Raw genomic sequence first — 24,344 nt, 5'->3', positions numbered from 1 at the left:
ATTATGCTGCAATCGATGAGGGACAAAGCGAAGAGTTGGGTGACATTTGTTGTCGTCGGCATCATCGCTTTTATGATGGCCATTACTGGTCTGGAAACGCTTGCGCCCAATCCAAACAACCCGGAAGTGGCGTCAGTCAATGGTAAGGATATAACCCGGGCAGAGTTGGCTCAGGCTGTTGACCAGCAGCGGCGGGTTTTGATTCAGCAAATGGGCGGTCAGTTTGATCCTGCCATGCTGGACGATCAGTTACTGCAAAGCTCGGTTCTTGAAGCCCTGATTGATCGTCAGTTGTTACTGCAAAACGCTGAAGATCAGAAAATGGATATTGGCAAAGCCGAGATTGATAAGCTGATCGTATCCATGCCGCAGTTTCAGCAAAATGGCCGCTTTGATGCCGACCGTTTTCAGATGATGGTTCGCAGTTATGGTATGACACCATTGCAGTTCCGCGACGCCATCCGCGAAGAAACACTCTTGCAGCAATTACGCGCCGGGGTTGCCAATACCGAATTTGTGACTGCAGAAGAACTTAAACGACTGCAGAGTCTTGAAGGTCAGACCCGTGACCTCGCCTGGGTTATGCTGTCGGCGGAACCGGTTCGTCAGGCCATTACGCCTTCCGAAGAAGAGATCAGCACTTACTACCAGGCCAACTCGAATCAGTTCATGACGCCTGAGCAGGTTGTCGTAAACTACGTGGTTCTGAACAAGGCAGATATTGCCAGGGGTATCGACGTCTCTGCTGAAGATATTGAAGCTGAATACCAGTACCGTGTCGAACAGTTGCAGCAACAGTCTGGCAATAATGCCCATGTTTCCGTTATCTTGATTCAGACCGGTGAAGATCGCACCCTTGATGAAGCGAAAGCACGGGCCAATGAAGTGGTTGCCAAACTGCAAGCCGGAACCGATTTTGCCGAGTTAGCCAGGTCCTATTCTGATGATCCGATGACCGCTGAGAACGGCGGTAATCTGGGGGCTGTTGAGCCGGGCTTCTTTGGCGATGCTTTTGACAATACCGTTGCAGGTTTGAACGTTGGCCAGGTTTCTGAGCCTATTGAAACGGATTTCGGTATACAGATCCTGAAAGTGACTTCCCGTGATAAAGCGGATGTGCCATCGCTGAATGAGATGCGCGCAGATATTGAAGTGGCACTCAAGCAGAATGAAGTTGACTCCCTGTTCATTGAACAATCCAGGCAGCTCGCGGATATCAGCTTTGAGGCTTCTGACCTGGCTCAGCCAGCAGAGCAGCTGGGCCTGACCGTATTGACCAGTGAGCCCTTTGGTCGAAAGGGTGCTGAATCGGGTATTGCCGCCGATCCCCGCGTATCAGCAGCGGCTTTCAGCGAAGATGTATTGGATCTCGGTGCCAATAGTGAGCTGATTGAGATTACTCCGGAACAGGCTGTTGTGGTCCGGGTTAAGGAGCACAAAAAACCTGAGCTTATACCCCTTGCTGATGTGCAGGAAACCATCGTTAATGCCCTGAAGAACAGCCGCGCCCGGGAACAGCTGGCCAGCCGTGCAGAACAGATGGTAACGACCCTGCAGTCCGGAACAGCGCTGAACGTGCTGGCTGATGAGCAGAAGCTGGACGTGGTTGAGAGTCCTGCAACCAGCAGGAATATGCCCGGTGTGCCTGCACAGCTCCTGCAGGAAGCCTTTAAAATGCCTCATCCCGGAAACAGTGTCGCCTATCGTTCAGTCACTTTGGCAAATGGTGATTATGCAGTGGTTGGCCTGAGCGCCATCTACCCCGGTGAAGCAGTAGCAAATCCTGAGCAGCTCAAAGGGCTGGGTCAGTTTATTGCAGCAGGCAATGGGCGCGTAATGTTTGATGAGTACCTTGCCAGTCTGAAGGAGAGAGGTAAGGTAAAGATCCTGCTTGATAATCAGTAATGAATTGAGTTTGGATTCAACGTCCCGGAGGCCACCGAAAGGTGGCCTTTGTCATTAATAAGAAGCAGAAAAAATTGTCCTGATGGTTTTCCTGTTATCAGGTAGAGAGTAGCCATAGTCTTTGTGGTCATCTTCCTGCAGGCAAGTACAAGCACTCGATTATCCAGTCAGGCGAGCATAATGATATGCTCACCCTGAGCCGCCGTAGCCGTTATCCTGATCTCCCCTTGCAGCGTCTCCTGCCATTGTTACACTGTTGGTTTCAGCTACGGTTTTCGGCAGTGGCCTAACAATAAGCGATATTGGGAAATAGTAATGTCAGATCAATTTATTAAATCAAAAGCGGCCATTGCCTGGGGGGCAGGCCAACCGTTGTCGATCGAAGAGGTTGATGTGATGTTGCCAAAGGCTGGCGAGGTGCTGGTTCGCATCGTTGCTACAGGTGTTTGCCATACCGATGCCTTTACCTTGTCCGGTGATGACCCGGAGGGGGTATTTCCTGCCATTCTTGGTCATGAGGGTGGCGGGATTGTCGAACAGGTGGGGGAGGGCGTGACCAGCGTTGCTGTTGGTGATCATGTCATTCCACTCTACACACCGGAGTGTGGTGAGTGTAAATTTTGCCGTTCAGGTAAAACCAACCTCTGCCAGAAAATACGTGAAACCCAGGGAAAGGGGCTGATGCCCGACGGTACGACCCGATTTTATAAGGATGGTCAGCCCATTTATCACTACATGGGGTGTTCGACATTTTCCGAGTATACCGTGTTACCCGAGATTTCACTGGCAAAAGTCAGCCCTGATGCACCGCTGGAAGAAGTCTGTCTGCTGGGTTGTGGAGTCACTACCGGTATGGGGGCCGTATTAAAGACCGCAAAGGTACAGCCCGGGGACACCGTTGCAGTCTTTGGTCTTGGCGGTATTGGTCTATCGGCCATCATTGGTGCCAGAATGGCCGGTGCTGGCAGGATTATCGGGATTGATATTAATGAGAAAAAATTTGAACTGGCCAGAAAGCTGGGAGCCACTGACTGTGTCAATTCAACATTGGTTGATAAACCGATTCAGGATGTGATCGTCGAGATGACCGATGGTGGTGTTGACTTTTCCTTTGAGTGTATCGGGAATGTTAACGTCATGCGTTCTGCACTTGAGTGCTGTCACAAAGGCTGGGGGGAGTCGGTTATCATCGGCGTTGCCGGTGCTGGCCAGGAAATAGCCACCCGCCCATTCCAGCTGGTGACCGGGCGTGTATGGCGTGGATCCGCATTTGGAGGGGTGAAAGGCCGTTCTGAGCTACCGGGCATTGTCGAGCAATATTTAGCGGGTGAATTCAGACTCGACGATTTTATCACCCATACCATGGCATTGGAGGAGATTAACAGGGCGTTTGATCTGATGCATCAGGGAGAGAGTATTCGCTCTGTGATCCATTACCGGCAATAACTGCACCATCGGTTATTTTTTTCACCGGGGCTTTACGGTTTTTTCAGTAAGGCCTGTCCCGTATTGAGCAAGGTCTATGTCTTTGGAGAATATCAGCAGTAATAAGCTGTTTGGTGGCTGGCATAAACAGTACACCCATGAGTCACGAACCCTTAACTGCAACATGCGTTTTGCCATCTACATGCCTCCTGAAAGCCAGAGCAAAACGGTGCCCGTTCTGTACTGGTTGTCCGGGCTGACCTGTACCGATGAGAATTTTATGCAGAAGTCGGGAGCCCAGCGGGTAGCTTCAGAGTTGGGCATTGCGATTGTTGCACCGGATACCAGCCCCAGGGGGGATGACGTTCCAGATGATCCTGACGCTGCCTACGACTTCGGGCTTGGTGCCGGGTTTTATGTGAATGCTACCCGGCAGCCATGGCGTCAGCACTATCAAATGTATGATTATGTGGTTTCTGAGCTGCCAGAACTCATTGAACAGCACTTTCCTGTAAATGATAAACGGAGTATTGCCGGCCATTCCATGGGGGGGCATGGTGCACTGGTGATTGCTTTGCGAAACCCTGATCGTTACTCATCGGTGTCTGCTTTCAGTCCGATCTGCAATCCGGTCAATGCGCCATGGGGACAAAAAGCATTTATGGGCTATCTTGGTAATGATCGCGAGCAATGGAAACACTATGATGCCTGTGAGCTGTTGAAAAGATCACCTGTAGCAGTTCCAACACTGGTGGATCAGGGCAGCAGTGATACCTTTTTGCACGAACAGTTGCACCTGGATGCATTAAAAAAAGCAGTTGCAGACAAAGGGTATCCAATGACCATAAGAATGCAGGAGGGATATGATCATTCCTATCATTTTATTGCCACGTTTATTGAGGATCACTTAAGATTTCACTCACAAAAGTTTTTATAGCTGACTGGAAAAGGTATTTACCGGTTTTCTGGCAAATACCTTATCCGGGCTTCTGGTAAAAATATAACTGGTTGGTTGGCTTTATGTGAAAGCAGCTTTAAGTAGTTAACCAAATGAAATTATATATCAATTATTACGCAAAAATTAATATGACAGGGTGGCAATAATGCTTGGTAATATAGCTTATCGAGAATGTATTCAGGGAATATTGTATAAAGAGTTAAGCAAGGATTCTGATGATATAACTCCGGAATTATCTAAATATCTTGTTGATGAATTAGAAAAAATACATGTTAAATCGCTTGAGGAATATTCAATCAGTTATGTTAATAAAAAGTTCGATACTATGACTAACTGTCAATATGTTCCTGTTCCTCTAATAGAAGACCTGGAGTTGCCGGGTGTATTAAAAGTGGTTCTCAATACTTCAGGGTTGTATGGTTATGATATTCAACGCAAAATAAATGGCGGTTTGAATCGAGAGTTTGCTAAAGATAATCCAAATCCATTTCATGCGAAAGTATGGCTGGATATTGGGGCGAAAATAGATGCTAAAGTCACAAATAAACTGAATTCAGGCTTGGAAAGAATGATAAAGAGTAATGAGCCCGTTTTTGCCGGAGGCTGGTTGTCTCTGGGGGCAATGATACCCGACCTTCAGCAGAAACTTAATGAAGGTTTAAAAACAGCTACTACAGTGGATAAAGCGAAAGAATGGTGCGATCTGGGAGCTTCGATAGATACTAACGTTCAACTGAAATTAAATGAATGGTTAAAACAATCCCTGAAGCAAAAAGATGTATCTGACGTAAAAGATTGTGTGGCAATGGGGGCCACCATAGAAAATCTTCAGCAACAACTTGACGATCTTCTGGCCAGTAAGCTTCATGAAGATAGACCTGACTCGACAGAAGTTATCTTTTTAAAACAAGCTGGTGCGGATATTAAACCTGAATTTCAAACAATTCTTGATTCAAATCTGGAAAGAGTTGCCCAGGAAAATAGCATTGTGCAATTTAAGCATTGGCTGGAACTGGGTGCCAAAAAAACCGATAAAACCAATCAATTTATAAATCTTGCCGCCCGGAGTTATGCGGAAGGTAATAATCCCCATGGTGTAAAAGAATGGGTGAGTTGCGGTGCAAACAACCCTTACAGTCAGGCTGATCTTAATACAATGCTCCTAACAAAAATCCTTAATAATCGTCCTGATTCTGCTAGATGTCTCCTCGAACTGGGTGCGGAGGTTTGTTTTGATATACAAGCTGAGCTGAACGATGGATTACTCAGGACAATAAATGAGGATGACAGACCTTATTTAATAAGAGAGTGGTTGGATATGGGTGCAAGATTGAATCGCGGGCTGTTTGTAGTTGATGCGCAGGATTGAATAGAAAAAGTAAATATATCTAGTGAATTATCTAATAATTGAATTGCTGCTTCCATTCAACTTTTATTATAAAAGTTGCTGCCTGAGCCAGTCCAATCAATATTTATATCAAGATAGATGTTGTCACCTTCCAGATTTGATGGATTTTGCACAATTCCCATGCCAGACCAAGTGTGAACCTGAAGCTACAGTTGTTGGTAAGTAATTTCCCGGCAACTCCTGAAAATAGGAAATTCCAGAAATATTATTTGGGTCTGGGTTAAATATGTTCATTGGATTATTGAATTATAGGTTAAGACCACTTCATCCTGTTAAAGTTCCTTATTTATGGAACACCCTTCGGTGAGTCCTTCAGTGCTCTGCGTAAACGGGATTTTTTACTAAGCAGCCTTCTTGCACCCTTTGGCGCTGCCTTTGTTGTTCGTTCAGGTGCTGTTTTTGTTGCTCTCTTTTGTGCTGCCTATGGGGCTTAACGTTATTTTTCTTCTATCAATGCTCATAATTTAAAGCCCTGCCTTTTGTCCATCAGTGACGGCCGGGATTGCGGGTAGGGGGTCTGCGCTTTTGCGGGCGAACTTTAATTTTGTCATGCGCAGCCTGGTGATTAAGCCTTTCCACCCCGCCGGGTATAAGTTTGTCGTCTGCGGATTCAGGCTGTTTCGTTATTTTCTCTGGTTCCGTAACAGACGCTTCCTGATTGTCTTCTTTTGTACCGGCAGAATCATATTCAGCCTCGAACTCGCTGTCACTGCCCTGCGATTCCCCGGTTAACGCTCTTTTTGCCAATACCGATTTTAATTCAGCCTGCATATCTGAAGGGGCTGCGGTGCGCTCTTTGATGTTTGTCTTTACCAGCGCTTCTGGCTCCTGAGCTGTGGGAGCCTGAGAAATAGTGGTTGTATTCGATTTTTGCCAGTTTTGTACTTTCCGACGGTTGAAGAAGCAATTCGCAGCACTGGCCAGAGCCTTCATTTTTTTCATAGGGCCTTTGTGCGACTGCAAAGTTTCCGCGTAGACTCCTCTGGCGGCTTCGGTTCTCTCTGTTATTTTCATTATCTCTTTCCATGAGGTTTGTTAGTCTTTCATCGTACTATCGAACAGTAATCTTTAGTAGTTCTCTGGTATAAAGACGAAAAGTTCAGGCCTGCTTTTGTTGTTGGACGGGTTCTATACGCTCAATATCATCCTGCTCAGCCTGCTGTACTTTGAACAGATCCCATCGTTGCTGGAGGTTTAGCCAGAAGTCTGCGGACATGCCAAAAAAACGGGCAAGGCGCAGGGCTGTACTCGGGGTAAGCCCCCGTTTGCCATTGACTAGCTCATTAACCCGCTGATAAGGGACATGAATCGCAGCAGCAAGCTCTTGCTGGGTGATGTTCATTGGCAGTAGAAACTCCTCCCGCAACATTTCGCCAGGATGAGTGGGCGCTCGGTTGGTTGGAATACGCGTCATCATAGCCTCCTAATGGTAATCCGTGATTTCAACATCAGCCGGACCAGAGTCGCTCCAGACAAAACAAATCCGGTATTGATCGTTAAGCCGGATGCTGTATTGGCCTTTGCGATCCCCGGTCAATGCCTCCAGCCGATTGCCTGGCGGCACTTTCAGGTCATCAAGCGATACCGCCGAATCAAGCTGATCCAGCTTGCGGCGAACAAGACGTAACAGTGACTGAGGACAGGCTTTACGAGCATGACGGGACGCGATGCCGTTAAACAAATCCTCAGTGGCCTTATCTCTGAAAGAAATGATCATTTTGACATGATAGCACGGATGTCATGCTATTGGTGATTAGTCAGGGTAGTTGTTCAAGACGCTGAAACAGGACTGTTGGTCTGTCTATCCATGCTGTCATTGGTCTTCCTGTGATGATCAATAAAGAAACACGGTCAGACCGGATAAAGGCAGTACCTGCTGCAAAATTCATTTATTGTCATACGTTTGTTAACTACAAAGCGGCTGAAATTGACCCTGATTGGCTGTATGGAGATTTGCTTACCAGTGTTCGCCTTAAGGTTTGCAGAGATGCAGATATCAATAGAGTTATGGATGCTGGTGGTACTTTTGCTTTTTCATACTTTGGCCGTGAAGGATTGATGATTGGCGGCTTTGAAATTAACAAGCAGGATTGTGAGAATAAATCGGCAGTTAAAATTGAGCGCACAATTCAGTTGTCGTAGCAGTGAGGGGTTGTTTAAACCTCCACCCCCAACCGCTCAATCTCCCCATGGCACCGCTGCCAGTGTGGGTAATGTTTTTCCACCAGTAGCCAGAATGCCGGATTATGGCTCTTTTCCACCGTATGGCACAGTTCATGGACAATGACGTAATCCAACACTGACGGAGACAACTCCATACAGCGGGGGTGAAACTCAAGGATATTATCATCGGAACAACTGGCCCACCGGCCTTTGAACTTGAACAGCCGGGCCGAGACCGCCTGCAAACCCGTTGCCCGTTGCCAGTGACGAATGCGGGGCATCAGTTTCTCTTTGGCTTTATCACGATAAAACCCCTCAAGCGCCGGTTTCAGGGCTTTGCGGGAAATGCTGTACCCCTGGGGCGACTGAATAAAGAAACGGCTGTTACTGAAGCGGATCACCGGCTTGCTCAGTTCCGCAGCGGGTTGCACCTGGCAGTACCAGGTTTTGCCCCGGTAGAGAATCCGGCTGCCGGTGACGTACATCTCCTTGCAAGGCTGGTTCACTTCCTTCAATCGTTCCCGAATCCAGCGGGCCCGCTGGCGGATTAACTGCCGCTGTTCGGCTTCAGGAATGGCTCTGCCTCGCAACAACACCGGCCGACCGCGCTCGACGGTGATGTAGTGCCGCTTCAGCCCCGGTTCGGCCTGAAAAATCCACTCGATGGTGGTTGTCCCGTAAGCAATCAGCGGCATGGTGGTGGGCGTCCTGTCAGTTGTTCAGCAATATATGTAGCAGTTCGGTGGCGTGCTGACGAGCCACGGTCATATCCCAGCCGGCCAGGGTTCGCAGCTGTTTGCGAATACAGGTTTGCAGTGGTTTGTGAATCTCCGTTTTCTCCTGCCATACCGGGCTGGCGATGGTCTGGCTGATTTCCTGATCGGCAAACAGCGCTTGTGTCCACACGGCAGCGGTTTCACCATCGTCGTTCAGTTGGCTGCGCAGATAGTCAAAAACCGCCACCTTGGCCGGGGTATTGAACCCGGCCTGCTGACCGCCCGCTGCTTTCTCCCGCACCTGCTGGCAGAACAGCTCCAGTTGCAGCAAAAACGCAGCCTGCTCAATGCGGTTGGCTTTTTCGTCCGCCAGCAGTTGCTCCAGTGCCTCCTGCAATTTTCCGAAGAAGCCGGGGTTCTTGCGCATGCCCACGGCAATGGTGTGCTTAAGCTGGTTCTTCATCACCAGCGCCTGACTGCCTGCGGCCTTGAGCTTGCGCAGGCGCTCCATATCACCGGCATCCAGAATGGAGACTTCTCGCCCGATCAGGCTGCGAACCTCATCGGTGGCGATGTAATCATCCAGCAGTTGTTGCAGCAGGGCCGACTCCAGTTGGCTCAGTGGCTGCTGGTAAGCGTCATCGGGCAGGCTTTGGCGCACCGCATCCTTGATCGCTGCCAGCACCTGAAAGAACGGTTTGTAGCGGGCACCCCGTTGATCGGGGAGTACGGTATCGAGGCGGGCATTAAACGCCTTGAAGGCTGCGAGGAAGTCATCCACCACATCCAGTCGTACGTCCGGGTCAAGGTATTGCTCCGCGTCGTTTTTGAAGAGTTCCGGCTGGTGGATCGGATCATGCTTTTTCGGCAACAGGTCCAGCACCTTTTGCAGCGCTGCTTCGAGCTTTGGCAGCTCGCTGTTGATATCGGTCCAGATTTGCTCCGGTTGCACGTCGCCGCTGTAGATTTTCAGGGCATCGTCCAGATACTCGACGACGCCGTAATAGTCGACAATGTACCCGGCATTCTTGCCTTTACGGGTGCGGTTCACCCGGGCGATGGCCTGTAGCAGGGTGTGCTCTTTGAGGGGTTTGTCCAGGTACAGGGTGCTGACAATGGGCGCATCCCAGCCGGTCAGCAGCATATCGGAGACGATCAGCAGGCCAATATTGCAAAACCGGATGCCCTGGCCATCGGGCGCATTGCTGTCATTCTGGCTTTCATCGCCGTAGGGTTTCTTGAACAGGTTGTTGACCAGCGCGGGAATCTCATCGCTGGGTACCGCCACCGGCACCTGACCGGCATTGCGCTCTGCCTTGATGCGCTCCTCGATGGTTTGCAGCGGCTTTTTAGGAATTGGCCCGAAATAATTCCGACATTTCTGAGCCTCGAAACTCCGTTCGTCCTGAGCCTGTCGAAGGGCGTGTACTCCGGCCTCGATTATCGTGCCAGTCACCCTTCGACCGTTCATCCTGAGCGGAGTCGAAGGGCGCTCAGGATGAACGGAGACCGAGTTTAAAATGTCGGAATTATTTAAGGACAATTCCTTATCCAGTTGGTATTGGCCAGCGGCTTCCTGCACCTGATCGGCACCGGTGCGGCTTTCGGTGATATTGCCCAGGGAGATCACCACCCGGCTCTCGAAAGTCTCCTGGCCATTGGCGGCCCGTTGCGCCATAAGCCGGTCGAGGGTGTCTTTATAACGCACCGCCATCTCCCGGCCGTTGCACACCAGCAAGCCCTTGAACCCCCGGGCTTTCACCGACGACAGAAAATGATCAACCAGATGCCGGGTATTGGCCTCGATACGATCACTTGCCGTGCGTCGTTTCTTCAACAGTGACTGTTTCAGTTTCGCTTGCCGACCTTCGTCCTCCTGCCCGAAGGTGTCGGTAAAGGCGCTATCGAGCTGGGCATCGGTGGTCAGCTCGGTCATGCCCTCCTGGTATTTGATGGGCAGGGTGGCACCATCGGCCACGGCTTCGTCAAGGCGGTAGGTGTCGATATAGTCCCCGGCACCGAACTCCCGCAGGGTGTCTTTGTCGTGTTTGGCAATGGGGGTGCCGGTGAAGGCGATAAACCTGGCATTGGGCAGGCTGGCCCGCATAAACGCCGCCAGAAAGCCGTACTGACTGCGGTGTGCTTCATCCACCAACACATAAAAGTTGGGCTTGGTGGAGAGCACCAGAAAATCGACCTTTTCCCGGCTGATCTCCTGCCAGAGCGGTGGCAGAGGTGTGCCGGTGTTGTCCAGTTGGCCGAAGTTAGTGTTGCTGTCTTCACAGATAAAATAGTCGCCACCGTCTTCTACCCGGCGGATACGGGTTTTGTGGTCGGCACTGTCTTCTTCCGGGTCGTGCCGGGCAGCTTTGATGGGTTTGCCATCGTGCTCCTGAAACTTCTGCACGGTGCTGGTGAAAATGCTGCCGTAGTCGTTGCCCAGTATCTGCTGTAACCCCGCCACCGACGGTGCCTTGAGGGGGTGCAGGCCGATATTGGTGAAGGTGTTGAAAATCTGCCGGTCCAGGTCGGTGCGGTCGGTTAACACCAGAATGCTGGGGTTATTCAGGCCAACACTTTCAGCCCGCAGGTAGCGGGCCAGATAAGCCATGGTCAGCGACTTGCCGCTGCCCTGGGTGTGCCAGACCACGCCGCCGGTGCCATCACCACCAACCACACCGTTGCCGTCAGCTTTGGTGAGCCGTGCCAGCGTCTTGCGTACCGCCCGCCACTGCTGGTAACGGGGCAGCTTTTTAATGGTGCGACCATCTTCCACTTCAAACAGCACAAACTGGCAGACCAGCTCCACAAAGCGGGTCGGCTCAAACAGCGCCCACAGCAGACGATCCTGTTCGCTGGGTTCTTTGCTAAGCAGTTGTTGTACGATGGCTTCTTCGGCGTCGTCCAGCCGGTAGCGAAAGTAGAAGGCTTCTGGCGTGTAGATGGCCCCGTAACGGGCCTGACCACGGTTAATGGCCGCACAGACCTGGTTAAAGACAAAGTGGCGCGGGTGGCTGTTCTGATAGGCGAGCAGCTGGTTAATGCCCTTGCTCAATTTGATATGGCTGGCCTTGCACTCAATCATTGCCAGAGGCAGACCGTTGATAAACAGCAGCAGATCCGGCCGGAACTCATCGCCCTCGCTGTTGCTGCCAATGTACTGATCCACCACATGGAAGCGGTTGGCGGTGGGGTTGCTCTGGTCCATAAAGCGGACGCTGTGGGCGCGGCCACGGGCATCCTTGAGTTGGATATTGCTGCCATGAATCACCGACGCCCAGGCATTCTGGTTCGCTTCCAACAGGTTCTCCTGCCAGAATTTGCGCAGCTCCCGCAGGACGGTGGCGGTGGAGCTGTTGCCGCTCTCTTTTTGCAGCGCCGCCAACCACGGGTTAAGGCGCAGCAACTGTTCAGCCAGCACATCCTCCAGAATGGGTGCCATGTGACGGTGGGCCTGCTGGCGGCCCACCTCGGCACCGCTGAGATGGGTGTAACCGAGTTTGACCAGCCAGGCAATGGCGGGTTTTTCCACGCCTTCAAGTTCCGGGTTATCCATGATTAGTTATCCTGCGGGTCCGGCTGTACGCGGATTTGGCCGGTCAGGAGCTTTTGCATCAGGCCTTTTTTTAGGTGTTGGGTTTGGGTTTTTTGGGTTTGCAGGTGATCCAGTTTGCGGTCAACGGTTGAGAGGATGCGGGCGATTTCTTGTTGTTCGGGAAGAGGGGGAAGATTTGCTTTAATTTCCAATAATAACTTACCGGATATAAGTGGTTGGGCACTCTGGGCCGCATAGGAATTCAAATTTAAGTGCTCCAAAAGGAAGAGTCCAAACTTATCATCGAATGATTGATGTTTTTCATTGATAAAAAGCGCATTATCAGTGATCCAAGAATTGCTTCCTGACAAATAAACCGCTCCGCAATACGCACCAACCCTACCAATAATTAGCTTTGGTCCTTGAGTGTTAGCTTGGGCATGATAACCGGAAATACCATTTCCACCGTAAACTGGCACAGTTCCTGGCTCCATTTTATTCTTGGGCAGGAAATCACCGCTTTTAACGCTGAAAATATCTCCCAATTTAAGGGGTTTCCAGCCATCAGGGATTCTGCTGGCTGTCTTACTAATCAGACCATTCTCTACAAGTTTCATCTCCGTTTCCTGAAACTCGGTATGCGGCTGCCACCGGCCATCAGTATCCTGGGTGCCGACACCCTGGGTAAACAGCTTCTGCATCAACCCCTTTTTCAGGGTTTGGGTGGTGGTGATCTGCTGGTCGATCAGGGCCAGCTTGCTATCGACGGACGACAGGATGCGGGCGATTTTTTTCTGTTCGGGGAGTGGGGGCATAGGTACTTCAGTCGATAAAAAATTATCTTTTGAGATATTTTTCATCGAATTGCTTGTACCTGATGCTGATGCCTGTATCGTCTGTTTAATTGGCGGGAATTGCAGGCAATAAGCTAACCACTTGGTGCAGTGTTTAACTTCTGAGGGTTCGGTCATCCAAAGGCGATCTGGGAGAAACAAATCTGAGTAGGTCGCATCCACATAGCCTGATTCACCCACCAGATTCGGTGTATTCATTCTGCTAATGATTATACGACTTGCAATTACGGAATTTTTTAACCGCCCTTCCTCGTCAATAAGAACAGCTTTATGTTCGCCTGCGTAAAATCTGCCGTGACCGACAGCACTGGTTTTTAACACACCCTTTTCATTCTGAGACTTTTGTCGGTTTTCGGAGTTTACACTGGTGCCAGAGATTAATTCTTTCACAAAGGTGCGAATCGGTACCACGTCCCAGTCTTGCACTACGAAATCTATGGGTTTGCTTGAGAGACGGTTCACTGTCATGACACCAGCTCCATATCCGCCGTAGCCAAAAGCCCCAACTCAGCCAAATACCCATCCAACTCCACATCAACCTCTGCCAACTGCCCACTGATAACTGCCAACTGACCCAGCACCGCACCAATATCCACCGGCACCTCCGCCACCGAAGTATCGATATACCGCGCAATATTCAAGTTGTAATCATTACCAGCAATCTCACCCATCGACACCAGACGACAATATTTCTCCTCCTCCACACCATTATGAAAAGCAGCACTATGCGCCTCATCAATACGGTCAATATCCTGCACCCGCAAACTATTCTGGTTCTTGCCCTCGGCAAACTCACCGCTGGCATCAATAAAGATCACCTTGTCCTTCAGGTTGGCGGGCTTCTGCTTATTGATAACCAACACACAGGCAGGAATACCGGTGTTATAGAACAGCGCCTCCGGCAGGCCAATCACTGCCTCAATCCGATCACCAGGCTGTTCGCTGGTGCCTTTCAGCAGCCCCTGGCGAATCTTGCCCTCCTCACCACCACGGAACAGCACGCCGTGGGGCAGTACCACCGCCATACGACCATCGTCTTTCAGGCTGGCCAGCATATGCTGGACAAAGGCCAGGTCGGCATAGCCACGGGGCGGGATGCCGTAACCGAAGCGTCCGTAGCGGTCGTAGACCTCTTTCTTGTAGTTGGGGGCCACCTCTTTCTCTTTGCCGTCTTTGCCTACTTTGGTTTTCAGGTTGACTTCCAGCGGCGTCCACCACTGTTTGGCGGAAAACGGCGGGTTGGCAATCACCCGGTCGAATACACGCACACTGTCCTGTTCCAGGTGCAGCGGCTCCACCAGGGTATTACCCCGGCGCAGGTCGGCGTTCATATTGTGCAGGTAGAGGTTCAGCTTGCCGATGGCCCAGGTGCCCAGGTTGCGCTCCTGACCGTAGAGCGCCACGTTCGGCCGCCCCATGATCTGGCCGCCGGGCAGTTCGGCCACATGGTGGGCGCTCTCCACCAGCATACCGCCGCTGCCAAAGGTGGGGTCGTACACCGTGTGGCCGGGCTGTGGGTCCAGCAGCCTCACCAGCAGCTGCACGACCGGCTTCGGGGTATAAAACTCGCCGCCTTTTTTACCGGCATCGTCGGCAAACTGTTTGATCAGGTATTCGTAGGCATCGCCCAGCATATCGGCCTTGTACAGGTGCTGGTTGCCCAGATTGTAGCGGTTGAAATGGCGCAGCAGACGGGCCAGCAAATCATCGCCAAGCTTGGCTTTATCACCAAACTGAATGGCGGTGAGCACACCTTCCAGGTAGCTGTTGCGGGCTTCAATATCACCAAAGGCTTCGTCGATCACCTCGCCGATATTCTCGGTGCGCTCAATAATGTAATCCCAGCGGGCATTCAGCGGCACAAAGTAGTCACCTTCTTCCTCTTCAATCGCCATGGCCTCTGAACGGGTGCAGTCTTCATCGTCCATGATGGCGGCGACACGCTCCTCAAATACATCGTTCAGCCGCTTGAGGAAGATCAGGCCGAAGATGTAGTTCTTGAAGTCGGAGCTGTCGATGGAGCCGCGCATGATATTGGCGGACTCCCAGAGCCAGGATTCCAGGGTTTCGAGGGTGAGTTTTTGCGACATAAAGGGTAACCGGTGGCGGGGCGGGCAAGCGGGGGGGTTGTTAACCTGGTGCTTCTGTCGGCCCATTAGTAGTAAATGGTCGTTAGGTTACCGTAAAGGGGGTTTCAGTGGTATAGGGGGGGTAAAACATATAGCGAGATAGGGTGGTGTACAGTGATGGGGGGTGAAGAGGTCTTGCAATTCAGAAGGTTATGACTGATAAAGCCGGGGAATTAAGAAGTGGCGGAGGGACAGGGATTCGAACCCTGGGAAGGCTATTAACCTTCGCTGGTTTTCAAGACCAGTGCTTTCAACCGCTCAGCCATCCCTCCAAGGATGATTTTTCTGTCACGAAGAATGAAAGAAAAGAGTGCTGATATGGCGGAGGGACAGGGATTCGAACCCTGGGAGGGCTATTAACCCTCGCCGGTTTTCAAGACCGGTGCTTTCAACCGCTCAGCCATCCCTCCGCGACGAGAGGAATAGTACCTGAAATCAGAATTCTGTCAACGCCTTGATAAACGGTAATCTTTTTCTATGCTCCCAGCTCAGGAAATTTGAAAAATAGTAGATAGCATCTAGTACATGTAGTACATGGTTTCAATGAGTTTGACGGGTTGTCGTGCCTCCGCACTCCGTTCGTCCTGAGCTTGTCGAAGGGCGGAAACTCCGGACTCTGATAGATCGTGCCAAGCACCCTTCGACTCCGCTCAGGGTGAACGGAGGTTGTACACGTCAAACTCATTGAAACCATGTACTAGGAGGCAAAATGTCAGGAATTGTTAAAACTATAGCCCCAGTAAATTGGTCTGATATAATGACTGGTATTACATCTATATAGAGGAATGACAAAGATGGATCGCAAACCCGTAATGACCGCTGCTTCTACCAGCCTGGGTGCAGGCGTTGAAATCAACAAGGTTCTGCGCAATACCTATATGCTGCTGGGTATGACTCTGCTATTCAGTGCTGTCACCGCCGGCGTTGCCATGGCTCTGCAGATCAGCCAGATGACGGCACTGGTTCTCTCTCTGGTCGGTTTTGGCCTGCTGTTCGTGGTTAACAAGACCGCTGATTCTGCCAAGGGTATTGTCGCTGTTTTTGCCTTTACCGGTGTGCTGGGTGCTGCCCTGGGGCCAATGCTTAACCATTACCTGGGTATGGCCAATGGTCCATCCCTGATCATGCAGGCCCTGGGTGGAACTGCCGTGGTGTTCTTTGCCCTCTCTGGCTATGTTTTGACCACGCGCAAAGATTTTTCCTTTATGGGTGGCTTCCTGATGGTTGGCCTGATTGTCGCTGTGGTCGCCAGTATTGCCCTGATCTTCTTTAATATCCCTGCTGCCAGCATGGCGCTGTCTGCCCTGATTGTACTGCTGATGTCCGGTTTTATCCTGTTTGACACCAGCCGTATTATCCACGGTGGTGAGACTAACTATATCCGTGCCACTGTCTCCCTTTACCTGGATATTTATAACCTGTTCACTGCGCTGCTCCACCTGCTGGGTGCCAGTAGTGACGACTGATGTTTGATTTTGCTTTTAGCGGGCCCCGCCATTTGGTGGGGCTTTTTTTGTTTGGCTATTTTTTTCCTGTTAACGCAAGGTTATTGTTATGAAGTTTGCACTGGCCGTGTATGGCGCTCCGGCCAACAGTCAGGCACCACAAAGTGCATTGCACTTTGCCCGGGCGGTGGTGGCCGGGGGGCATGAAATTGTCCGGTTGTTTTTTTATCAGGATGGGGTGAATACGGCGACCGCCATTGCCCAGCCACCCCAGGATGAGTCCAACCTACCTGAAGAGTGGCAGCAGTTTATCCAGGCGCATAATCTGGATGCCGTGGTTTGTATTGCGGCGGCATTAAGGCGGGGTATTGTGGATCAGGCAGAATCTGACCGTTATGATCTGCCTGGTCATAATCTCCGCAAGGGGTATGAGCTTTCCGGTCTGGGGCAGTTGCTTGATGGCGCACTGATGGCCGATCGCCTGATCACCTTTGGAGCCTGAGATGAGTCATTCTGTGTGTGTTATTTCCAGCCGGGCTCCTTACAGTGGGCAGTCGGCCCGTGAGGCGCTTGATACGGCACTGGTATCCGCTTCTTATGATATTGAGACCAGCCTTTTACTGATGGGCGATGGGGTCTATCAGTTATTGCAAGGGCAGGAGGCCGGTGACATTCCCCGTAAGAATCTTGCTGCCATGCTTCAGGTGCTGCCTCTGTATGGCATAGATACCATTTATGTGGATCAGCAGTCTCTGGAGGAACGGGGTATCAGTCCTGATGCGCTTCAGGCAGGGGTGGCAGTGCTTGCCGGGGGCGAGTTGTCTCTGTTTATCCAACAGCATTCCAGGGTGTTTAATTTCTGATGAGTACGCTGCATACCGTTAATAAGCCTGGTCAGGCGATGGCTCTCTGTGTTCGTGCTGTTGTCAGCGGCGATTCTGTGTTGTTGATTGAAGACGCTGTTTATGAACTGCTGTCACCGGCAAGCCCGTTGAATGCTCTGCCGGATGGCTGCGCTGTTTATGTGCTGGATATTGATGCAAAGGCCCGCGGGGTGGTGGTGTCTGCGCCGTTTGAAGTCATCAACTATGATCGCTTTGTTTCATTATGTATTGATAATGAGAAAGTGTTGTCGTGGTTTTGAATGATATTATCCAATCATATATTCTATGCTTTCTTCCTAATCTCTCTATCTCTGTATATCGCCGTTAACTGGTGGACGGCTTCAATGTAATTGATGGGCCTCTTCCATTGACATCCAAACTCCGTTCACCCTGAGCGTCCTCCGGCTCCGCTCAGGATGCACGGACGAAAGGCATTCAACAATACCCTTAATAAAGACTGTGCCAATCACCCTTCGACTCTGCTCAGGGTGAACGGAGATTGTACGCTTCAAACTCATCTGCTCTTGAAAGGAGATTGTACGTATCAAACTCATTTGCTCTTGAAAGGAGATTGTACGCATCAAACTCATTTGCTCTTAACTGTTGAGTTTTTTCCTCATAGGCCGTGTTATGCTGGCAAACCGTTTATTGTGTTTACTGACACTGGCTTTGACATTATCTGCCTCTGAGGAGATCCCTTTGAAAGCACCGGTCGCTCAAAAAATTCCACACTCCATTATTCAGCACGACCAGACCCGTATCGATGAGTACCACTGGTTGCGGGATGAGCACTGGCAGAAGATTGTGGCAGGCGATCTGGATTTTAAAAACCCGGAGGTGCTGGCCTATCTTAACGCTGAAAGTGATTATAAAGATGCCCAAATGAAAGACAGCAAGGTCGTTCAGGAGCAGCTTTATCAGGAAATTCTGTCCCGGATAAAAGAAGACTATCAGTCCTGGCCGGTTAAAAAGGGAGATTTTCTCTATTATTACCGTGAAGAGAAGGGGAAGAACTATCCTATTCTCTGTCGTCGCCATGGCTCGATGGATCTGCCTGAAGTGGTTTATATGGACGTTAACCAGGAGGCAGATGGCAAGGACCTCTATATGTTTGGCCCGTCCATCACCAACCGGGCAAATACTTTTCTTGCTTATGGTTATAATCTCACCGGCTCCATGGAGCGAAGCATTCGGGTTCGGAATCTGGCGACCGGGCAGGACAGTGAGTGGACCTACCATAACAGTACCGGCTCCATACTCTGGATAGATGATGAGCACCTTCTGGTGGTGGAGCGTGATGAGCAGGCCCGTGGTAAACATGTCTATAAAATCAATATCCATCAGGGACCGGAAAAGAAAGCGCTGGTGTTCTCCAAACCTGATGAGTTTGACGGGATGTTTCTTTCGCTGGCAGAAACCACCGACCGTGAATACGTTATGGTGTATCTCAACAGCGGCTCCAGTCAGGTGGTTTATGTTTCTCCCCGCGCTGCGATCGATTTCCGTCTGTTTGCCCATGGCACTGATGATGTGGTGTTCAGCCTTGATCACTATCTTGATGGCGACAGTGATGACTTCTATATTCTCACCAATCTTCATGGTGCCAATAACTTCCAGCTGTATAAAACATCGGTAAACCAGTGGCAGCAGGAGCATTGGCATCTGGTTCAGGCGGAAAGCAACACGCTCAGCCTTACCGATATTCATTTCTACAATCATTACCTGATTATTGAGCAGAAAAATAACGATAAAGCGCTGGATGAGCTGGTGGTGCAGGACATGGTATCCGGTAACCGGCAGAGGGTATCCATGCCTGACGAAGCCTATGAACTGGATTTTTCCGGTGACTGGAATCATAACGCCACAACCGTCCGGCTGGATTACTCCTCACCGGTTATGCCCAGTACCGTTCTTGAGCTGGATCTGAAGACCGTGCAAACCACAGCGGTCTATACCCGGGAAACACCCAGCTTTGACCCGGAAAAATATGAGGTCAGGCGGGAGTATGCCACCGCCCGGGACGGTGAGCGTATTCCGGTCACCATTATTCATAACAAAGGTCTGGTAAAGGATGGCTCCCATCGTGCCCTGGTTTACGGTTACGGTTCCTACGGTTATGGCATGACCGCTGGTTTTTCATCCAGGCTCTTCAGCCTGGTGGATCGTGGGTTCGTTTATGCAACGGCTCATATTCGTGGCGGAGATGAAAAGGGCTATCAGTGGTATCTCAATGGCAAAATGCGTCATAAGATGAATACCTTCAATGACTTTATTGATGCTACGGAGTATCTGGTCAAACAGGGTTATACCGATAAAGGGCAGATTGCCATTAATGGTGGCAGTGCCGGTGGCCTGTTAATGGGAGCGGTGACCAACCTGCGTCCGGATCTGTTTGGTTGCGTGGTGGCCGATGTACCTTTTGTTGATGTTATTAACACCATCAGTGATGCATCCTTGCCATTGACGCCACCGGAATGGGAAGAGTGGGGCAACCCGGTCACCAGTGCCGACGACTTTGATTACATTATGCAGTACTCGCCTTATGACAATGTGCAGGCCAGGGATTATCCTCCGATGTTGTTTAACTCCGGGATATCCGATGAGCAGGTCACCTACTGGGAACCGGCCAAGATGGTGGCACGTTTAAGGGCATTAAAAACCGACGAAAACCTGCTGCTACTGAACATGAATATGCACGCAGGCCATGCGGGTGCCAGCAAGCGTTATGAATGGATTGATGAAGAAGCGTTTAACTATGCCTTTATCCTCAAGTGTTTTGGCATGAAGTAGCCTTGATCGACGGATTTATTATGTGAATCTGTCATTGTTCTCGGACAGCCTCCCGGTCTTGAGAACACAGATTAATTGGCCAGCAAGGTACAAAATGCACTAACTATATGGTTGCTGGCCTTTTGATCAACAAGTCATATTCGGGGGGTGATATTCATGCCCGAACAGGCTTTTAACCCACTACTGAATAAATATTAGACAGAGTATTTCAGGGATGAACTTTTATAAGAAAGAATGGTCTTAAGGTAAACTCAACAATTCTGTAATTCAATGGAAAGACCTGCTACCTTTGCTCAATTAAATGCAGCTTCTGATCATTTATCCTGTTTGCAGGGTACTCCTTTTTCCAAATCTCATGCATCAGGTGCGGCCTTCTCCCGGGACATCATAGAAGCTGCTGTTATTCTATGTGCTATGCGTACAGCTGAAACTGCTAAAAAGTGCCTTCAGCAATCGACGGTGCCTTTTCATAATCCAGTTGATGCTACCCGGCTGGAAAAAAGGTCGATAGCCAGCGTTGATAATATTAATAAAGAAGATCAACTATTTTACTTACCAGTCAGAATCGAATCGTTAAATAATGATCATGCCCACACAGATATTCCTGAAAATCAGTGTTTTCTGATTCAGCCTCCGACAGATACAGATCAATCAACCCCGCAAATCTCATCCGTTGTCAACAACAACCAGAATGACCCCGAATACGCTGAGCTCGAAAAGGAACGTCGAAGGACGCGCCGAAGGGCGCGCTACCAGAATGATCCCGTTTACGCAGCGCGCGAAAGGGAGCGGCTGAGGATACTTAGCAAAGATCCTGCATTCGCCAGGCGCAAAAGGGAGCGCATAAAGGAACGCGAAAGGGAGCGCTGTCAGAATGACCCCGATGGCGTCGAGCGAAAAAAGGCACGCCAGAGGGCTCGCCGAAGGGAACGCTACCAGAATGATCCCGTTTACGCAGCGCGCGAAAGGGAGCGCATAAGGGAACGCGAAAGGGAGCGCTGCCAGAATGACCCCGATGGCGTCGAGCGCAAAAAGGCACGCCAGAGGGCTCGCCGAAGGGAACGCTACCAGAATGATCCCGCTTTCGCAGCGCGGGAAAGGGCGCGCATAAGGGGGCACCAGAATCGCAGAATGACTTCGCTTACGCAGAGCGCATAAGGGAACGCATAGGGGGGGCAACGAAGGGAGCGTTAAAAGAAGTTTTGCAACAATACATACAATATAAAAACCGCGACTTTTAACGCATAGGTCAAAAATATGATGATAAACTCTTTTTCAGGCCTGATTGCCACCGGCTATTCCAATTTTTTTGAGACTAAGGTGCAGTCATTCCTTATGAGATGTCATAAGTCGGACTTCGTGTGAGAATAAATAAAGTCTGTAAACAGGAGCCTCCTATGGGTATGGAAATCACAGCAATTGTGTTTGTTGTCCTTATTGCTGTTCTTATCTCAACCGGTGTACGAATTGTCCCCCAGGGGTATAACTACACCGTCGAGCGATTTGGCAAATACACCAGTACGTTAACGCCCGGGCTGCATGTGATTGTGCCGGTGATTGATACGGTTGGTAAAAAAATGAACATGATGGAGCAGGTTCTGGACATCCCGCCCCAGGAGGTGATCAGTGCCGATAACGCACAGGTGACCACGGATGCAGTCTGTTTCTACCTGGTTCAGGATGCGGTCAAAGCCTCCTATGAGGTGAATGATCTTGATCGTGCCATGAAAAACCTGGTGATGACCAATATCCGGGCGGTATTAGGATCCATGGAACTGGATGAAATGCTGTCCAACCGGGATCGGATTAATGAACGCCTGCTGATCAAAGTGGATGAAGCTACCGATCCCTGGGGCTTGAAGGTGACCCGTATTGAGTTGCGAGACATTGCCCCGCCTGCGGACCTGGTGGAAGCCATGGCCAGGCAGATGAAGGCTGAGCGGGATAAACGTGCCCAGATCCTTGAGGCGGAAGGTGCCCGCGAAGCGGCCATTAAAGTAGCCGAGGGTGAAAAGCAGGCACAGATCCTCAAGGCGGAAGGTGAGCTTGAAGCCGCCAGGCGGGAAGCGGAAGCCCGGGAACGTCTGGCAGAAGCCGAGGCGGTGGCAACGTCTATGGTGTCCAAGGCGATTGCAGAAGGTGATCATCGGGCGATTAATTATTTTGTTGCCCAGAAATACGTAGAAGCCCTGAAGGATGTTGCCTCTGCCGAAAATAATAAAGTGATCATGATGCCTCTGGAGGCTGGTAGTCTGATTGGCTCAATCGCCGGTATCAAGGAGCTGGTGGGAGAGGCCACTCTTAAAAAGGGAAGTGAGAAGGAGGCCTGATGGCTATTGCTATTACCCTGGAACCCTGGCATTGGTTGATTCTGCTCTTTATGCTTCTGGGCGCAGAGGCGCTGGGCGCGGGTGGTTTCCTGCTGGGCAGCGCCGCTGCTGCTGCGGTTGTCGCTTTGTGGCTCTGGCTGGTGCCTGATACAAGCTGGCCCATTCAGCTGGTGATGTTTGGAACCGGCAGTTTGTTGTTCTCTCTGGCATACTGGAAGCTGTTCCGTAAAGTGAACAACAAGAGTGACAGCCCCGAATTAAATAATCGGGCATCGCAGTTAATAGGCCGGACCATTGTACTTGAGCATGACTTGCCAGCCGGGCAGAGTAAACTTGCCATTGGTGATACACTCTGGAAGGTGGAATCGGACAGATCTGTCGCTAAAGGGAGCAAAGTCTCGGTAACGGGCAACCAGGGGATGATGTTACTGGTCAGAGAGCTGGTCTGATTATTTGACACCGGAATGTTGGAGTAACCGACACTGGCTTTCTTATTTCAATTCTCTCCGGGACAGGCTTGAGACTCCTTTACAGTTTCTTTATGCTTGTCCCCCTTCAATGGAACAATCGTTTTTTCGGTAATCCAGTTTGATGCCGTGACATCCAGTGTTATTTCTGGATAGTCGAGTTTATTCACCTTGCAGGATGTTCAAATGCAACCCAGTTATACAGCCGAGTCGACGCAATCGAAAGGTCAGGTTGTTCAGTGGCTATTTGTTGCGCTGATGATCTACCTATTGCTGGTCGCTGTCGGGATGATAGGTTCTGGCTTTAAGTGGGCTTCTGGTGGTGCTGATGGTGCCCGACAGTTATTTGCTTTTGCCACCAACCCGGTGATGGGGCTGGTGGCAGGTGCACTGGCAACCGCGGTTGTTCAGTCATCCAGTACCGTGACCTCGGTGATTGTTGGCCTTGTTGCCGGAGGTCTTCCGGTTGCCACCGCCATCCCGATGATTATGGGGGCCAATATTGGTACCACTGTGACCAATACGCTGGTCAGTATGGGCCACATCGGTAAGAAAAAAGAGTTTCGTCGTGCGTTTTCTGCGGCTACCGTTCATGACTTTTTCAATCTGATGGCGGTTATTATTTTTCTACCGCTGGAGATCATGACAGGGTTCCTGTCAAAGTCGTCTGATTTTCTGGCCGGACTGCTGGTTGGCGGCGACTCTGTCAGCATCAAAGGTTTGAACTTTGTCAAAGTGCTTACAGGGCCTTCTGTAGACCTGTTCAAGGGGCTCTATGGCTCTTTGCCGGACCTGTGGGCGGGTGTCTGTCTGGCGTTGACGGGGTTGGCCTTTATTTTTATTTCCATTATCTATCTTGGCAAACTGCTTAAGCATCTGATGGTGGGTAAAGCCAAGCAGATTATGCACAAAGCCGTTGGGCAGGGACCTGCTACGGGTATTTTCTCCGGCATGATGATGACCATTGCCGTTCAATCATCCTCAACCTGTACCAGTCTGATCGTACCTCTTGCCGGGAATGGCATCTTCAAGCTCAAGGAGATATATCCATTTACCCTGGGATCCAATATCGGCACTACGGTCACAGCCTTGCTGGCGGCGACAGCAGTCCAGGGAGCCATGGGATTCTTTGCCCTGCAGATAGCAGTTGTCCATCTGTTGTTTAATGTGTCAGCCGTACTGTTGATTTACAATCTTCCATTCCTTCGTAATATACCACCAAGGCTTGCCCGTCGTTTTGCCCTGGTGGCCAGCCGGAATAAATGGATGGTGCTGGCCTATGTGGTGGGTGTCTTTTTCATTTTACCTGCTATCCTGATCGCGATAACTGCCTGA

At 50.5% G+C, this 24,344-nt stretch carries 21 protein-coding genes and 2 tRNA genes; 14 read left to right on the top strand and 9 right to left on the bottom strand.

Annotation, left to right across the window (positions count from 1 at the left end):
• Nucleotides 1–3 precede the first annotated feature (3 nt).
• The 4 genes from ACO6VE_RS03965 to ACO6VE_RS03950 all read left to right on the top strand — a co-directional run bounded on the left by ACO6VE_RS03965 (nt 4) and on the right by ACO6VE_RS03950 (nt 5,657).
• Nucleotides 4–1,905 carry a SurA N-terminal domain-containing protein gene (locus ACO6VE_RS03965; RefSeq protein WP_422459830.1) on the top strand — a complete coding sequence of 634 codons (1,902 nt, stop codon included), beginning with the start codon at nt 4–6 and terminating at the stop codon, nt 1,903–1,905.
• A gap of 315 nt (nt 1,906–2,220) precedes the next feature.
• Complete coding sequence (locus ACO6VE_RS03960; protein WP_422459828.1) at nt 2,221–3,351, top strand: S-(hydroxymethyl)glutathione dehydrogenase/class III alcohol dehydrogenase; 1,131 nt, start codon at nt 2,221–2,223, stop codon at nt 3,349–3,351.
• A gap of 76 nt (nt 3,352–3,427) precedes the next feature.
• Entirely contained in the window at nt 3,428–4,267 is an 840-nt protein-coding gene (gene fghA / locus ACO6VE_RS03955) for an S-formylglutathione hydrolase (RefSeq protein WP_422448217.1), read from the top strand.
• A 166-nt stretch (nt 4,268–4,433) separates the two neighbouring features.
• Nucleotides 4,434–5,657, top strand: a complete 1,224-nt coding sequence (locus ACO6VE_RS03950; RefSeq protein WP_422459826.1) for a hypothetical protein — start codon at nt 4,434–4,436, stop codon at nt 5,655–5,657.
• 525 nt (nt 5,658–6,182) lie between these two features.
• Here ACO6VE_RS03950 and ACO6VE_RS03945 read toward each other — a convergent pair.
• The 3 genes from ACO6VE_RS03945 to ACO6VE_RS03935 form a co-directional block, all read right to left on the bottom strand.
• Nucleotides 6,183–6,710, bottom strand: a complete 528-nt coding sequence (locus ACO6VE_RS03945) for a hypothetical protein (RefSeq protein ID WP_422459824.1) — start codon at nt 6,708–6,710, stop codon at nt 6,183–6,185.
• An 85-nt stretch (nt 6,711–6,795) separates the two neighbouring features.
• Nucleotides 6,796–7,113, bottom strand: a complete 318-nt coding sequence (locus ACO6VE_RS03940) for a HigA family addiction module antitoxin (protein WP_422448211.1) — start codon at nt 7,111–7,113, stop codon at nt 6,796–6,798.
• A 6-nt stretch (nt 7,114–7,119) separates the two neighbouring features.
• Nucleotides 7,120–7,413 (bottom strand): type II toxin-antitoxin system RelE/ParE family toxin, encoded by a 294-nt coding sequence (locus tag ACO6VE_RS03935; RefSeq protein WP_422448209.1) that lies wholly within the window; start codon nt 7,411–7,413, stop codon nt 7,120–7,122.
• Nucleotides 7,414–7,526: 113 nt separating this feature from the next.
• Here ACO6VE_RS03935 and ACO6VE_RS03930 point away from each other — a divergent pair, with 113 nt between their 5' ends.
• On the top strand, nt 7,527–7,838 hold the full coding sequence (locus tag ACO6VE_RS03930) for a hypothetical protein (protein WP_422448207.1): 312 nt from the start codon (nt 7,527–7,529) through the stop codon (nt 7,836–7,838).
• A 14-nt stretch (nt 7,839–7,852) separates the two neighbouring features.
• Here ACO6VE_RS03930 and ACO6VE_RS03925 read toward each other — a convergent pair whose 3' ends face one another.
• From ACO6VE_RS03925 to ACO6VE_RS03900, 6 genes are all read right to left on the bottom strand, one after another.
• Nucleotides 7,853–8,554: a M48 family metallopeptidase gene (locus ACO6VE_RS03925; protein ID WP_422459822.1), complete on the bottom strand. Its 702-nt coding sequence runs from the start codon at nt 8,552–8,554 to the stop codon at nt 7,853–7,855.
• A gap of 16 nt (nt 8,555–8,570) precedes the next feature.
• Complete coding sequence (locus ACO6VE_RS03920) at nt 8,571–12,131, bottom strand: type I restriction endonuclease subunit R (RefSeq protein WP_422459820.1); 3,561 nt, start codon at nt 12,129–12,131, stop codon at nt 8,571–8,573.
• 2 nt (nt 12,132–12,133) lie between these two features.
• Nucleotides 12,134–13,432, bottom strand: coding sequence for a restriction endonuclease subunit S (locus tag ACO6VE_RS03915; protein WP_422459818.1), 1,299 nt, complete (start codon nt 13,430–13,432; stop codon nt 12,134–12,136).
• On the bottom strand, nt 13,429–15,054 hold the full coding sequence (locus ACO6VE_RS03910) for an N-6 DNA methylase (RefSeq protein ID WP_422459816.1): 1,626 nt from the start codon (nt 15,052–15,054) through the stop codon (nt 13,429–13,431). The genes ACO6VE_RS03915 and ACO6VE_RS03910 overlap by 4 nt, the downstream gene beginning before the upstream one ends.
• 220 nt (nt 15,055–15,274) lie before the next feature.
• Nucleotides 15,275–15,365: transfer RNA gene (locus ACO6VE_RS03905), tRNA-Ser, on the bottom strand.
• A gap of 47 nt (nt 15,366–15,412) precedes the next feature.
• Nucleotides 15,413–15,503: transfer RNA gene (locus ACO6VE_RS03900), tRNA-Ser, on the bottom strand.
• A gap of 384 nt (nt 15,504–15,887) precedes the next feature.
• Here ACO6VE_RS03900 and ACO6VE_RS03895 point away from each other — a divergent pair.
• The 9 genes from ACO6VE_RS03895 to ACO6VE_RS03855 all read left to right on the top strand — a co-directional run bounded on the left by ACO6VE_RS03895 (nt 15,888) and on the right by ACO6VE_RS03855 (nt 24,344).
• On the top strand, nt 15,888–16,559 hold the full coding sequence (locus ACO6VE_RS03895) for a Bax inhibitor-1/YccA family protein (protein WP_209201278.1): 672 nt from the start codon (nt 15,888–15,890) through the stop codon (nt 16,557–16,559).
• Nucleotides 16,560–16,647: 88 nt separating this feature from the next.
• Nucleotides 16,648–17,040: a sulfurtransferase complex subunit TusD gene (gene tusD / locus ACO6VE_RS03890; RefSeq protein WP_422459814.1), complete on the top strand. Its 393-nt coding sequence runs from the start codon at nt 16,648–16,650 to the stop codon at nt 17,038–17,040.
• 1 nt (nt 17,041) lies between these two features.
• The gene (tusC, locus tag ACO6VE_RS03885; RefSeq protein ID WP_422448194.1) at nt 17,042–17,401 is read left to right on the top strand and encodes a sulfurtransferase complex subunit TusC; all 360 of its coding nucleotides are present in this window, start codon (nt 17,042–17,044) and stop codon (nt 17,399–17,401) included.
• A complete protein-coding gene (tusB, locus tag ACO6VE_RS03880; RefSeq protein ID WP_422459812.1) occupies nt 17,401–17,682 on the top strand; it encodes a sulfurtransferase complex subunit TusB in 282 nt (93 codons plus the stop codon). Before tusC ends, tusB begins: the two co-directional genes overlap by 1 nt.
• A gap of 439 nt (nt 17,683–18,121) precedes the next feature.
• Nucleotides 18,122–20,212: a S9 family peptidase gene (locus tag ACO6VE_RS03875; RefSeq protein ID WP_422459810.1), complete on the top strand. Its 2,091-nt coding sequence runs from the start codon at nt 18,122–18,124 to the stop codon at nt 20,210–20,212.
• A gap of 459 nt (nt 20,213–20,671) precedes the next feature.
• Entirely contained in the window at nt 20,672–21,370 is a 699-nt protein-coding gene (locus ACO6VE_RS03870) for a hypothetical protein (protein ID WP_422459809.1), read from the top strand.
• Nucleotides 21,371–21,615: 245 nt separating this feature from the next.
• The gene (locus tag ACO6VE_RS03865) at nt 21,616–22,542 is read left to right on the top strand and encodes an SPFH domain-containing protein (RefSeq protein ID WP_422448186.1); all 927 of its coding nucleotides are present in this window, start codon (nt 21,616–21,618) and stop codon (nt 22,540–22,542) included.
• The gene (locus ACO6VE_RS03860; RefSeq protein ID WP_422448184.1) at nt 22,542–22,991 is read left to right on the top strand and encodes an NfeD family protein; all 450 of its coding nucleotides are present in this window, start codon (nt 22,542–22,544) and stop codon (nt 22,989–22,991) included. Before ACO6VE_RS03865 ends, ACO6VE_RS03860 begins: the two co-directional genes overlap by 1 nt.
• A 204-nt stretch (nt 22,992–23,195) precedes the next feature.
• Entirely contained in the window at nt 23,196–24,344 is a 1,149-nt protein-coding gene (locus tag ACO6VE_RS03855; RefSeq protein ID WP_422459807.1) for a Na/Pi symporter, read from the top strand.

This window comes from Endozoicomonas sp. ALB115 (assembly GCF_049310245.1).
Taxonomy (GTDB): Bacteria; Pseudomonadota; Gammaproteobacteria; order Pseudomonadales; family Endozoicomonadaceae; genus Endozoicomonas.
Note: the sequence above shows the minus strand (reverse complement) of the source record. Positions and strands in the feature narration are given on the sequence as shown.

Excerpts from the sequence above, each read along its gene's own strand:
- ACO6VE_RS03965 (WP_422459830.1), top strand. The coding sequence starts at position 4 with ATGCTGCAATCGATGAGGGACAAAGCGAAGAGTTGGGTGACATTTGTT.
- ACO6VE_RS03960 (WP_422459828.1), top strand. The coding sequence starts at position 2,221 with ATGTCAGATCAATTTATTAAATCAAAAGCGGCCATTGCCTGGGGGGCA.
- fghA (WP_422448217.1), top strand. The coding sequence starts at position 3,428 with ATGTCTTTGGAGAATATCAGCAGTAATAAGCTGTTTGGTGGCTGGCAT.
- ACO6VE_RS03950 (WP_422459826.1), top strand. The coding sequence starts at position 4,434 with ATGCTTGGTAATATAGCTTATCGAGAATGTATTCAGGGAATATTGTAT.
- ACO6VE_RS03945 (WP_422459824.1), bottom strand. The coding sequence starts at position 6,710 with ATGAAAATAACAGAGAGAACCGAAGCCGCCAGAGGAGTCTACGCGGAA.
- ACO6VE_RS03940 (WP_422448211.1), bottom strand. The coding sequence starts at position 7,113 with ATGATGACGCGTATTCCAACCAACCGAGCGCCCACTCATCCTGGCGAA.
- ACO6VE_RS03935 (WP_422448209.1), bottom strand. The coding sequence starts at position 7,413 with ATGATCATTTCTTTCAGAGATAAGGCCACTGAGGATTTGTTTAACGGC.
- ACO6VE_RS03930 (WP_422448207.1), top strand. The coding sequence starts at position 7,527 with ATGATCAATAAAGAAACACGGTCAGACCGGATAAAGGCAGTACCTGCT.
- ACO6VE_RS03925 (WP_422459822.1), bottom strand. The coding sequence starts at position 8,554 with ATGCCGCTGATTGCTTACGGGACAACCACCATCGAGTGGATTTTTCAG.
- ACO6VE_RS03920 (WP_422459820.1), bottom strand. The coding sequence starts at position 12,131 with ATGGATAACCCGGAACTTGAAGGCGTGGAAAAACCCGCCATTGCCTGG.
- ACO6VE_RS03915 (WP_422459818.1), bottom strand. The coding sequence starts at position 13,432 with ATGACAGTGAACCGTCTCTCAAGCAAACCCATAGATTTCGTAGTGCAA.
- ACO6VE_RS03910 (WP_422459816.1), bottom strand. The coding sequence starts at position 15,054 with ATGTCGCAAAAACTCACCCTCGAAACCCTGGAATCCTGGCTCTGGGAG.
- ACO6VE_RS03895 (WP_209201278.1), top strand. The coding sequence starts at position 15,888 with ATGGATCGCAAACCCGTAATGACCGCTGCTTCTACCAGCCTGGGTGCA.
- tusD (WP_422459814.1), top strand. The coding sequence starts at position 16,648 with ATGAAGTTTGCACTGGCCGTGTATGGCGCTCCGGCCAACAGTCAGGCA.
- tusC (WP_422448194.1), top strand. The coding sequence starts at position 17,042 with ATGAGTCATTCTGTGTGTGTTATTTCCAGCCGGGCTCCTTACAGTGGG.
- tusB (WP_422459812.1), top strand. The coding sequence starts at position 17,401 with ATGAGTACGCTGCATACCGTTAATAAGCCTGGTCAGGCGATGGCTCTC.
- ACO6VE_RS03865 (WP_422448186.1), top strand. The coding sequence starts at position 21,616 with ATGGAAATCACAGCAATTGTGTTTGTTGTCCTTATTGCTGTTCTTATC.
- ACO6VE_RS03860 (WP_422448184.1), top strand. The coding sequence starts at position 22,542 with ATGGCTATTGCTATTACCCTGGAACCCTGGCATTGGTTGATTCTGCTC.
- ACO6VE_RS03855 (WP_422459807.1), top strand. The coding sequence starts at position 23,196 with ATGCAACCCAGTTATACAGCCGAGTCGACGCAATCGAAAGGTCAGGTT.